Origin of the sequence: Cohnella zeiphila, from assembly GCF_014212055.1 — a bacterium.
Taxonomy (GTDB): Bacteria; Bacillota; Bacilli; order Paenibacillales; family Paenibacillaceae; genus Cohnella; species Cohnella zeiphila.
On record NZ_JACJVO010000012.1, the window covers coordinates 226,429 to 238,080 of the forward strand.

The 11,652-nt window shown below is 59.8% G+C and carries 8 protein-coding genes; 5 read left to right on the plus strand and 3 right to left on the minus strand.

The window, feature by feature from the left end:
- The first annotated feature begins 8 nt into the window (after window positions 1–8).
- Both H7C18_RS11800 and H7C18_RS11805 read left to right on the plus strand, forming a co-directional pair.
- A complete protein-coding gene (locus H7C18_RS11800; RefSeq protein ID WP_185129243.1) occupies window positions 9–878 on the plus strand; it encodes a carbohydrate ABC transporter permease in 870 nt (289 codons plus the stop codon).
- 55 nt (window positions 879–933) lie between these two features.
- Entirely contained in the window at window positions 934–5,526 is a 4,593-nt protein-coding gene (locus tag H7C18_RS11805) for an Ig-like domain-containing protein (RefSeq protein ID WP_185129244.1), read from the plus strand.
- A 422-nt stretch (window positions 5,527–5,948) separates the two neighbouring features.
- Here the strand turns inward: H7C18_RS11805 and H7C18_RS11810 are convergent, their stop codons facing one another.
- The 3 genes from H7C18_RS11810 to H7C18_RS11820 all read right to left on the minus strand — a co-directional run bounded on the left by H7C18_RS11810 (window position 5,949) and on the right by H7C18_RS11820 (window position 9,036).
- The gene (locus H7C18_RS11810; RefSeq protein ID WP_185129245.1) at window positions 5,949–6,938 is read right to left on the minus strand and encodes a helveticin J family class III bacteriocin; all 990 of its coding nucleotides are present in this window, start codon (window positions 6,936–6,938) and stop codon (window positions 5,949–5,951) included.
- A gap of 137 nt (window positions 6,939–7,075) precedes the next feature.
- Window positions 7,076–8,359 carry a sensor histidine kinase gene (locus H7C18_RS11815; RefSeq protein WP_185129246.1) on the minus strand — a complete coding sequence of 428 codons (1,284 nt, stop codon included), beginning with the start codon at window positions 8,357–8,359 and terminating at the stop codon, window positions 7,076–7,078.
- Window positions 8,359–9,036: a response regulator transcription factor gene (locus H7C18_RS11820; protein ID WP_185129247.1), complete on the minus strand. Its 678-nt coding sequence runs from the start codon at window positions 9,034–9,036 to the stop codon at window positions 8,359–8,361. The genes H7C18_RS11815 and H7C18_RS11820 overlap by 1 nt, the downstream gene beginning before the upstream one ends.
- A gap of 188 nt (window positions 9,037–9,224) precedes the next feature.
- On the opposite strand from H7C18_RS11820, the gene H7C18_RS11825 reads away from it, so the two are divergent.
- The 3 genes from H7C18_RS11825 to H7C18_RS11835 all read left to right on the plus strand — a co-directional run.
- On the plus strand, window positions 9,225–9,965 hold the full coding sequence (locus tag H7C18_RS11825) for a polyphosphate polymerase domain-containing protein (protein ID WP_185129248.1): 741 nt from the start codon (window positions 9,225–9,227) through the stop codon (window positions 9,963–9,965).
- Window positions 9,962–10,642 carry a DUF4956 domain-containing protein gene (locus H7C18_RS11830; RefSeq protein WP_185129249.1) on the plus strand — a complete coding sequence of 227 codons (681 nt, stop codon included), beginning with the start codon at window positions 9,962–9,964 and terminating at the stop codon, window positions 10,640–10,642. Before H7C18_RS11825 ends, H7C18_RS11830 begins: the two co-directional genes overlap by 4 nt.
- A gap of 20 nt (window positions 10,643–10,662) precedes the next feature.
- A partial coding sequence (locus H7C18_RS11835; RefSeq protein ID WP_185129250.1) for a carbohydrate-binding domain-containing protein occupies window positions 10,663–11,652 on the plus strand: 990 nt, incomplete at its 3' end.

The window sequence follows — 11,652 nt, forward strand, 5'->3', positions numbered from 1 at the left end:
CACCCCGCATGAATATCAGAACCTGGCAGGATCGGCTTGCCGTCGGCGTTATCTATGTCTTGCTCGGCCTGCTCGTCGTCGTCGTCGTGTATCCGTTCATTCACGTTCTGTCGGTGTCGTTCAGCAGCCGGGGAGAGGCGCTGAAGAGCGGCTTCCACTGGATTCCGCGGCAGCCGACCCTCGACGCCTACCGGAACCTCCTGACCTACCCGTACATCTGGAGCGGATACGGCAACACGCTATTTCGCATGGTTATCGGAACGTTCCTGACGCTGGCGGTCACCGTATGCGCGGCTTACCCGCTCTCCCGCAAGGAGTTCCCTTGGAAGCGGGTCCTCATCTTGCTGCTGCTGTTCACGATGATCTTCGACGGCGGGATCGTGCCGAATTACCTGCTGATGAAGGAGCTGCACCTGCTCAATACCCGGTGGGTATACGTGCTTCCGTCGGCGGCCAACGCGTTCGAGGTGCTCGTCATGCTCTCGTTCTTCCGCTCGATCCCGGACGAACTCGTCGAGGCGGCCCGCATCGACGGCGCGCGCGACATGCGCATCCTGGCCCGGATCGTGCTGCCGCTCTCGATGCCCGTGCTCGTCACGATCGGGCTGTGGTCGCTTGTTTATCACATCAACGCGTTCATGGACAACCTGCTCTACGTGACCGACCAAGGCAAATTCGTGCTGCAGCAGATCGTGCGCAACATTCTGATCCAGAACCAGCTCGACGCGTTCACGGCGTCGACGAGCGAGGTTCCGCCCGCGCCGGAGAGCTTGAAGATGTCGACGGTTATCGTCTCCGCGCTGCCGGTGCTCGTGATGTACCCGTTCCTGCTTCGCTATTTCGAGAAAGGGACGATGATCGGCTCCGTCAAAGGTTAACGGGCCGTTCTTCCGTCCGGCGTGTCAATCTTCCTCATGGAAGGGATGGAGAAGCATGCTCCGAAGCAAAGCCGTTCTTCTCATGATTTTCGCATTATTGATCAACGTCGCAGCCCTGCCCGCCGCTCAAGCTCAGACCGAATCCGGTTCGCCGGATACGGTCTTCTACGTGGCGACCGATGGAAGCGATTCCAATCCGGGCACGCTGGACGCGCCGTTCCAAACGCTGGAGAAAGCCCGCGACGCCATTCGCGAGCTGAAGAGCGAATCCGGCTTGCCTAGCGGCGGGGTGACGGTCTATTTGCGGGGCGGCAAGTACGAGCGATCCGCCAGCTTCCAACTGGAAGAGCAGGATTCCGGCTCGGCCGACAGTCCGATCAAGTATCAAGCCTATCCGGGCGAGAGCGTGACGCTGACCGGAGGACAGTCGCTCGCCAAAAGCTGGTTCACGCCGGTCACCGACCAGGCGATCCTGAACCGCATCATCAGCGCCGATGCCAGAACCAAGGTGCTGCAGGTTGACCTGCGCGCCCACGGGATTACCGATTACGGCGTCATCAGCCGCCACGGCTATTATAAGGCGAACGACGTCAGCCAGGTTCCCCCGATGGAGCTGTACGTGGACGGCCAGGACATGACGCTGGCCCGCTGGCCGAACAACGGCACCGTCCAGATGGGCGATATCGTCGACCCGGGCCCGACCCGCAGCGACGCCGATCTTCAGGACAGAGGAGGCACGTTTACGTACACGTACGATCGCCCGCAATATTGGACGCAGGCCGACGATATTTGGCTGGACGGCATTTTCGGCTACAGCTGGGAGTGGTCGTACAACAAGGTCGCCTCGATCGATACGGCGAACAAGACGATTACGCTTCGCTACGGCGAGATGAGCGGCCTGCTGAAGAACTGGTACCCGGATTTCCACTTCGCGTCCAATTTGCTCGAGGAGATCGACATGCCGGGCGAGTATTACATCGACCGCACGAGCGGCATCCTCTACTTCCTGCCGACGGCGTCGTTCGGGCAGGACGCGCCCGACATCGCGGTCACGATGCTAGGGACGCCGATGATCAACGCGCTGAACGTCTCCCACGTCACGTTCGAGGATCTGACGCTGGAGGACGGCCGGGACTCCGCGGTCGTCGTCATGGGCGGCGACCACGTGCTCGTCTCGCACTGCGAGATCCGCAACTTCACGAACGGCGGGGTGCAGATCAACACCCAGAGCCGGTGGCTGTACAACGACTTCGCCACGGCGACGGGCACGGACATCGGGGTCGTGAACAGCCATATCCATCACATCGGCGGAACGGCCGTTACCCTGAACGGGGGCGACCGGACGACGCTGACGCACGGGAACAACTACGTGGAGGATTCCCACATTCACGACTTCGCCTATTACCACAAGGCGTACAATCCGGCCGTCATCCTGACCGGCGTCGGCAACCGCGTATCGCACAACGAGATTCACGACGCGCCGCATCCCGGCATTCTCGTGTTCGGCAACGATCAGCTGATCGAATACAACGACATCTATGACGTGTGCAAAATGTTCTCCGACCTCGGCGCCATCTATATGAACGCGGGAGAGACGCCGCAGCAGCGGGGGACGGTCATCCGGCGCAATTACTTCCACAATATCGGAGAATCGAAGGCCGGCGTGCAGGGCGTCTACCCGGACAACTTCACGATGGGGCTGACGATCGACGAGAACATTTTCTACAAGATGGGCAATGCGGCCATCAATAACAACGGCGGCGCTCACATCACGGCCCGCAACAATCTTTTCGTAGACAGCAAGACTCCCTACAGCTACTCCGACATGTACCTGGGCGACGATCCGAACGGGCAGATCGCCAAGAACTACATGCCGAAATGGCAGGCTCTGTTCGCGGCGAACAACAACTTCGTGGGGACGCCGTACCTGGACGAATACCCGGAGCTGGCCGACTTTTTCACGGAGAACCGGTATTATCCGGACACGAACGCGTACCAGAACAACGTCATCTACAACCCGACCGTGACGCGCAGCAGCACGACGAACGCGCAAGGAGCGTACGACAAGTACAACCTGCTGCAGTACGGAGGCAACTGGGTGACGGACCACGATCCGGGCTTCGTCGACCTGGCGGGCGGCGACCTCGAACTGAAAAGCGATGCCGAGGTGTTCCAACAGATTCCCGGGTTCGTGTCGATTCCGTTTGACGAGATCGGGCCGTCCGGCAAAGTCGGGCCGTACCTGGCGCCGGACTCGATTCCCGTCCAGGGCGTCCATGCTTACGACGAGAACGTGACGATCGGCATCGGCAAGACGTACGACCTGCAGACGGCCGTGCTGCCCTGGAACGCGACGAATCCCAAGCTGCACTTCGCTTCCGGCGATCCGAGCGTGGTCAAGGTGGACGACAACGGGACGCTAAAAGGGGTGAACGTCGGTCAGGCGGTCGTCACGATTGCCTCGGACGCCGACCCGTCGCTTCAAGCGGAGGTGGCGGTAACCGTCGAGGCCGGGGACGGGATCTACGAATATACCGATTTCGAATCGGGGCACGGCAGCTGGCCGGTCGATCCGAACCGGGCCGTCGTCGACGTGGACGGCAACCACCTGTATAAGGTACTTAAGGGTGCTACGGCCTTGACGCCGGACGAATACTCCAACTACGAGCTGAATTTCAAGATGGTAACGCCGCCGACGATGCCGAGCATCGGCACGTTCTACATTTTCGATCGGCTGGGTTCGGACGGTGGAGGCCGGATCGGCTACCGTCTGGAAAATGGCGCATCGAAGTGGCTTCTCTACAATAAGGCGTGGGGGACCGTGAAGGAAAACGACCAGCCGGGGCCGGATCTGGCGCCGAATACGGAATACAGCGTCAAGCTGATCGCCAAGGGGGGCGACCTCAGCCTGTACGTCGACGGCGAGCTGAAGCTGAAGGCGACGGACGCGACGTACAATCCGTCGGGGACGGTCGGCTTCTATGCAGGCGGCTTCGACTACCTCATGTTCGACGATATCAAGCTGTCGATTCCGACCGACCGGGTCGCCGGCCTGCTGCTCGACAAGACGAGCGCGAATCTAGGGGCGGACGAAACGCTCCAGCTGCAGGTGAGCTTCGATCCGTCCGACGCCGCGAACCGCGAGGTCGCTTGGACGACGAGCAATCCAAGCGTGGCGACCGTCGACGGGAACGGCCTCGTTCAGGCCGTCGGGCCGGGCGAGGCGGACATTACCGTCACGTCGGCGGATAATCCGCAAGCCACCGCGACCAGCCATATCGTCGTGTCGGACGTTCTGCTCCGGACGGACTTCGAATCGGGCGGCGGCGGCTGGCCGGTCGATCCGAACCGCAGCATCGCGACCGTGAACGGCAATCACGTGTATAAGCTGTTCAAGGGAGCGTCCACGACGTCTCCGCGGTCGTTCTCGAATTACGACCTGACGTTCAAGATGAAGACGCCGGCGACGATCCCGAGCGCGGCTACGCTCTACATCTTCGACCGGCTCGTATCCGGCAGCGGCGACCGGATCGGCTATCGGAAGACGGTGGACGGCGCTTCGCAATGGATCGTGTACGACAAGAACTGGGCGACCGTCAGCCACTCTGACCTGGCCTACGAGGATTTGACTCCGAATACGGAGTACGACGTCGAGCTGATCGTCAACGGCTCTTCGATCGAGCTTTACGTCGACGGTCAACTGAAGGTAAGCGCGACAGATTCAAAGGCGAATGCGTCCGGCACGATCGGCTTCTACGCGGGCGGCTTCGACTACTTGACGTTCGACGATATCGAGGTGACGCAGCTTCGCCGGCCGGGGACGGAGGCGGCCGTCTCTCCGGCCGAGCCGGACGGCGCGAACGGATGGTATATCCATCCGATAACGGTGACCCTGAGCGTGCCCGGCGACGCGTCGGCCGGCGTGAAGACGGAATACAGCCTGGACGGCGGGACGAACTGGCAGCCGTACTCGTCGCCTGTGCAGCTGGATCAGGACGGAACGTATACGATCTCTTATCGTTCTTCCAAGGCGGGGATCGTTGAGGACGCCAAGACGCTAGAGGTGCGCCTGGATCAAACGGCTCCGGCCCTCGCGGCGGCGGCTCCCGCGGCGGATCGGTCGTATGCCGACAGCGAGGACCTGACGCCGCAGTTCGACTTGGCCGACGCGTTGTCCGGCGCGGACCCGGCTCAGCTCCAGGCGCAGCTGGACGGCCAAACGGTGAACGCGGGCGAAGCCATCGCGCTGTATACACTTCCGCTCGGCGCGCATACGCTTGAAGCGACCGCCTCCGACGCGGCCGGGAACGTGGGGAGCGTGGCGGTCGCATTCACTACGCGAGCCGACGCCGATTCGCTCCAGGCGCTGGTCGCGAAGTTCCGATCGTTGTCGTGGATCGACGACGAGGGAATCGCGGACAGCTTGACCGAAAAGCTGGAGAATAGCAGTCTGGACGCGTTCGTAAACGAGGTCCAGGCCCAGAGCGGCAAGCACATTGCCGCCGAGGCCGCTCAGGTGCTCTTGCGGGACGCGCAGTATGTGCTGCAGACCCAGACGCAGAATCAGGCTCAGATTCAGGAGCAGACGCCTGCGCAGACTCAAACGCCGGATCAGGACCAGGCGCCGGATCCGGCCCTGGAGGGATAGCCAGGCGCATGAAGAAGCGAAGCGGCCCGGCCGGGAGGCGGGTCGCTTCGCTTTTGCAACGGGCAGACAGGGGCCCGCCGAGGCTTTCTCGACCTATCAGAAAGTATAAAATTGCTGGTCTAGGAATGCGCCCAGGCAACAACGGAAGCGGGCCGGAAAGAAACAAGTTCAATCGAGAGAAGGAACGGGAATTTCTCCTCCTAATTAGAATTCATAACTTCGGGAACAGGGAATAACTGGAGTTCCGCCCGCTATTTCATGGGAAAACGCTCATGAGGAGTCAACAGCCTATAATTAACGGGAGGTTTTCCCGGTAAATCTGCCGATCTGTGATTTTCGCAAAAAATAGCGGGAGGTTTTCCTATTATTTCGACGATCCAGCATTTCTTGGCAGCCAGGTTGCGAACGGACGGACCGGATCGTTAAAAGATGCTGTCCGGAACGTAGTACACCTTCTGGGTGTTTTTCTTATTTTTCGGATCGGTCACGATCGTGAAGTAAACCTTGCTGTTCTTCGTCTGGACTCCCTCGATCTCATGGGTTCCTACGTTCTTAATTTTTACAAGGGTTTTGTATGCCCCTGTGTTGGACATCAAAGCGATCTGCGGCGTTTGGCCTTCCGCTCCGCCCGACGTGTAGATCTGGGTCTTCGAGAGCATATCCAGCCCTTGGAAGGAGCCGTTCGGCCTGACGATTTTGCTGCCGGACTGAGTAAAGCTGGCCACGCAGGCTTTTACCGCCGCCGCACTGTCCATTCGCACCTGCTCATGGCTGTCCAGAAGCCGGTTCAAGGCGGCTGTGTTATAGATGGACCACGTCACGGCACCTTTGGCGGTCTGGACGCGGAAAATCGTATAGGCGCTGTTGCCGCCGGCATCCACACGGTAGGTATCGCCTAATCTCGTCCCGGTCTTATCGGCATAATTCAGATAAGTGAATCGATGAAGATCCGTATAATCATAAGTTTTGCCCGCAGCGTACCGGAGTCTGGCGACTTGCAGGGACCAGTCGTACGAGGTGGACGGATCCGCCTTGGAGCTGAAATAGAAGTAATCGATGTCCTTATAGGTGTACATATCCAGGGTCTGGCCGTGACCGGCGTGGGTAATGGTCATTTCGTCCACGTAGGTGGCGGTTTTCCCTTTCATGAGCAGTCTCGAGAGATAGACGGTTCCCCCGGAACGCTGAGTGACGTAAAGGTACTTGGAAGCGATGTAGGCTTTCTGTACGGCCAGGTTATGATGCAGCCCTTTGAGACTGTAGGCGAGGGTAGCCGAAGCGTTTACGGTTTTCCCGGGAGTCGCCGCAAATGCAGGCAATACGACCGTGCCGAACATAATCGCAGCGAGTACGAATGAAGCAAATAATTTAACCCCCCTATTCTTAAGGCTCGACGCGCGAAGCGCCCGCATACGAATCCCTCCATCGGCTTGCAGATTGGAATTTCGAACATCCCAGCCTGATTATCAAGGAGAAGGATCGCGTTTGGAATAGTCTCGAGGGACCAAAGAGCGTTAAAAAATTATCATCTTTCATTCGGAATAATGGCTCAACCGAGCTGCACGTAAAACGTCGTCTTCTCGTTCGGCGCGCTTCTCGCGTAGATCTTGCCCCGGTGCTGCTCGACGATCGACTTGGCGATGGCGAGGCCGAGGCCGTAGCCGCCGTTCTGCCGGGAACGCGACGAGTCGGTGCGGTAGAAGCGGTCGAAAATCTTGCCCAGATGCTCGGCGGGAATGCCCGGTCCGGTGTTGGTCACCGACAGCTGGATGTGGCCCTGGTGCCTCTTCAGCGCCAGCCCGATCGAGCCGTTCGGGTTGGCGTATTTGACGGCGTTGTCGAGCAGGATCATGACGACCTGCTTCATCTGCTCGCCGTTGCCGGTCACGCTCAGCCCCGGTTCGATGTCGTAGTCCAGCGAGAGATCCTTCTCGTAAATGACGGCTTCCATCGTGAGGATGACGCTCTCGACGGCCTCGCTGAGATCGAAAGGAACGTGGATCATCCGAGTTCTGGCGTCGTCCATCTCGGTGAGGTAGAGCAGATCGTTCGTGAGCGTCTTCATGCGCTCGCTCTCCGATTTGATATGGTGCAGCCACTTGGCCTGCTCGTTGATCGTGTCCTCTCCGTTGGCAAGCAGCACGTCCACGTTGGTGTTGATGACCGTCAGCGGCGTCTTCAGCTCGTGGGAGGCGTCGGCGATGAACCGCTTCTGCTTGTCGAAGGCTTCCCGGACCGGCGCGATCGAGCGTCCGGCGAAGTAGCGGCTGATCAAGTAGATGACTCCCAGCATGACGACCGCGACGGCGGAGAACGTATAGATGAGGTTGGTCAAAATGTTCTGCCGCGCCGTGACGTCCATGTAGACGATGGAGTAACCGTCCGGAATCTGAACCGCGTTATAGGCCCAGCGCGTTCCGTCCAGGGTGAACTGGCCGAGCTCCGCGGGATGGGCGGCGGCTTTTTTCGCTGCCTGGACGTAGATGTCGCTGTCCATGTCGAAGCGGGAGTCCGTCTCCGTGACGTTCCCCTGCGCGTCCGTCGTCAGCGCGAAGGAGACCGAACGGTCGGGGGGCGATCCGAAGTTGGCGCCTCCGTCCTGCATAGGCGGTTTATTGCCGCCTTGCTTCGAATGTCCGCCGCCGCCGCCGTTCGGGCCCGGCGATCCGTTTATTTTGCGATACGAATCCGCCACCCGGTGCAGGTCCATGTCGATATCGCCGTGCACGTTCTGATACGTGATCGTATAGATGGTCGCGAACGCGACAAGCATGACGACCGAGATAATGACCATGTTCGTCAGCAGGAACCGGTTGCGCAGCTCGTTGAACATCAGGAGGTCGCCTCCAGTACGTAGCCGACGCCCCGGATCGTGTTGATGCGGACCGAGGAGTTCAGGAAAGCGAGCTTTTTCCGCAGAAACGAAATATAGACTTCCACGTTGTTGTGCTCGGCATCCGAATCGAAGCCCCACAGCTTCTCGATCATCTGTTCTTTGGACGTCACCGCCTGCTTCCTCGTCATCAGGAGCTCCAGCAGCTCGCTCTCTTTCAGGATCAGCTTCAATTCCTTGCCCTTGCACGCGAGCTTGAGATTCGCCGTGTTCAGCTCGATGTCCCCGAACCGCAGCCCGTCCTCCGGCACCACTTCGCCTTTGCGCCGCAGCGCCGCCCGGATGCGCGCCAGCAGCTCCCCGGTGGAGAACGGCTTGGCGACGTAATCGTCCGCGCCGTGGTCGAGTCCCGCGATCTTGTCCGGAATCTCCCCTTTGGCCGTCAGCATAATGACCGGCGTCGCGACCCCTTGAGCGCGGATCGTCTTCAATATGGCAATCCCGTCCATGCCGGGAAGCATGATGTCCAGCAGGATCAGGTCGTAGATGCCGCTGAGCGCGTTGTCTAGCCCGTCCTGGCCGTCGTGAACGGCGTCGACGGAATAATGCTGCTTCTTGAGAATCTGCGACAGCGCCTCCGCCAGATTCACTTCGTCCTCTACGATCAGGATTCGCATGGCTCCCACCCTTTTGCAGTCGTCTGTCTCATTATTGTAGGTAACCAACCTTTAATCAACCTTAAGCCGGGAACTTCGGCCGGAAGTTTACGCTGCGTTAACAATTTAAGATTCGTTAAAGGTTCGTTCTCTAAGCTACAGACAGGGAAAGGCGAGACGGCCGGCAAGCCGGGAAAGGAGCGCTGAACATGGCGATTGAAGTGTTTAACCGTTACGAGAACAAATACCTGATGGATACGAAGGCGTTCTACGCGATATACAACCGGCTGATGGAATACATGGAGCTCGACGCCTACAACAAGGACGACAAGTTCTACTCCATCAGCAATCTGTACTACGATACCGAGAACCATACGCTCGTGCGCAACAGCCTGGCGAAGCCGAAGTACAGGGAGAAGCTGCGCATTCGGGCCTACGGAGTGCCCGCGGCGAATGCCAAAGTGTATCTGGAGCTGAAGAAAAAAGTGTTCGGGCTGGTCAACAAGCGCCGGACGGCGCTGAAGCTTCACGAGGCGTACGAGTTCGTCCGATGCGGGCAGCCTCCGGCGTTCCGGGAAGGGATGAACCGGCAGGTGGTCGGGGAGATCGAGTATTTCCTGTCGCGGTACGAGCTGCGGCCCATGGCGTACCTGGCTTATGACCGGATCGCGATGTTCTGCAAGGGGAACCGCGATTTGCGGATCACCTTCGACACGAACATCCGGTCGCGGCGGCACGATCTCAAGCTGGAGCTTGGCGATTACGGCGATCAACTGATGGAACGCGGCCAATGGCTCATGGAAGTGAAGGCGGAGAAGACCATCCCGGTCTGGCTGTCCAAGCTGCTGTCGGAGCTTAGGATGTACCGGACGAGCTTTTCCAAATACGGCAACGAGTACAAAAAGTCCATTCGCAACGCCAAACCGGAAAGGGAGAGCATCGTGTTATGATCGAATCTTTGTTCGCGGCAAGCGCCGCTTCCGCGGAATTGACCGTATCCCATGCGCTCTGGACTTTTTCGATCTCCATGATCCTGGGCGGCGCCATCAGCTGGACGTACCGCAAGACGCAGACGGCTTATTCCTCGAGCTTCACGCTGACGATGATGATTCTGCCGACGATCGTCGCCATCATTATTCTGCTCATCGGCAGCAACATCGCCCGCGCTTTCAGTCTCGCCGGCGCCTTCTCGATCATCCGGTTCCGAAGCGCCCCCGGCGACTCGAAGGACATCTCGTACGTGCTGTTCTCGATGGCGGCCGGTCTCGGCTGCGGCGTCGGCGCTTACGGCTACGCAGTGTTGTTTACGGCATGCCTGTGCGCGCTGATGTTCGTCCTGAAGGCCGTCAAGTTCGGCACGAACAAGGAAGCGATGAAGACGCTCAAGGTGACGATTCCGGAGAACCTCGGCTACGAGGAGGCGTTCGACGAGATTTTCAGAAAGTTCGGCATCGATTATGAGCTCAAAAGAGTGCGCACGACCGAGCTCGGCAGCCTGTACGAGGTCGTCTATGCCGTGAAGCTCGGGCCGGACACGAACCAGAAGGAGCTGCTGGACGCCGTCCGCACGCGGAACGGCAATCTCGATATTACGCTGACGATGAGTCCCGTCGTTCAGGAATATTAAGGATGAGGAGAGGATGTCCCATGAATCGATCGCATAAAGCTAAACTGATGGCTGCCGCCATTTTAAGCGCTTTGCTCGCGGCAGGCTGCAGCTCGAACGCCGACGAGCCCGCTGCCTCCGCTTCCGCTTCATCTTCGACCGGCGGGACGACGGTATCGTCCAGCGGCGCCGCTTCGGCCGCCGCCGTGAAGCTGGCCGGCCTCGACGCGACGGAACAGGCCGGCTTCGACGAGGACGACGCGTTGACGACGTGGAGCGCGGACAGCTCGATCGCGATCGCGCTTGGCGGCACTGGCGCCACCGTCGACGGATCGGGCGCGACGGCCGAGGGCGGCGTCGTGACCATTGCGGATGCCGGCACCTATGTCGTGAGCGGACAATCGTCGGACGGCCAGATTGTCATTGATGTGCCGGAAGACGCCGTCGTGCATCTTGTACTGAACGGCGTCCAGATCAGCAACGATGATGGCCCGGCCCTCTACGTGAAGGAGGCCGACAAGGTGATCGTCACGCTGCAGGACGGTACGGACAACACCGTTGCGGACGGTGCAACCTACGCGGATACGTCCGAGGACGCGCCGACCGCCGCCCTCTACAGCAAAGGCGACCTGACGATCAACGGAACCGGGAAGCTGACCGTCCAAGGCAATTCGAACGACGGAATCGCGAGCAAGGACGACCTCAAGCTCATGAGCGGCACGATCGACATCCAGGCGGCCGACGACGGCATGATCGGGAAGGACCTGGTCGCGGTCAAAGACGGTACGGTCACGATCGACGCGGGCGGCGACGGCATCAAGTCGACGAACGATGCCGATGCGGACAAAGGGAATGTCGCCATCGCGGGCGGAACGTTCCATATCACGGCCGAAAATGACGGCTTCCAGGCGGCTTCTTCGCTTCTCATCGACGGCGGGACGTTCGACATCGTCACCGGCGGCGGCAGCGCGAATTCGACGAAGACGCACGAGGAGCAAGGGCCGGGCGGCTTCGGCGGCGGCGGTTGGGGG

Excerpts from the sequence above, each read along its gene's own strand:
- H7C18_RS11800 (WP_185129243.1), top strand. The coding sequence starts at position 9 with ATGAATATCAGAACCTGGCAGGATCGGCTTGCCGTCGGCGTTATCTAT.
- H7C18_RS11805 (WP_185129244.1), top strand. The coding sequence starts at position 934 with ATGCTCCGAAGCAAAGCCGTTCTTCTCATGATTTTCGCATTATTGATC.
- H7C18_RS11810 (WP_185129245.1), bottom strand. The coding sequence starts at position 6,938 with ATGCGGGCGCTTCGCGCGTCGAGCCTTAAGAATAGGGGGGTTAAATTA.
- H7C18_RS11815 (WP_185129246.1), bottom strand. The coding sequence starts at position 8,359 with ATGTTCAACGAGCTGCGCAACCGGTTCCTGCTGACGAACATGGTCATT.
- H7C18_RS11820 (WP_185129247.1), bottom strand. The coding sequence starts at position 9,036 with ATGCGAATCCTGATCGTAGAGGACGAAGTGAATCTGGCGGAGGCGCTG.
- H7C18_RS11825 (WP_185129248.1), top strand. The coding sequence starts at position 9,225 with ATGGCGATTGAAGTGTTTAACCGTTACGAGAACAAATACCTGATGGAT.
- H7C18_RS11830 (WP_185129249.1), top strand. The coding sequence starts at position 9,962 with ATGATCGAATCTTTGTTCGCGGCAAGCGCCGCTTCCGCGGAATTGACC.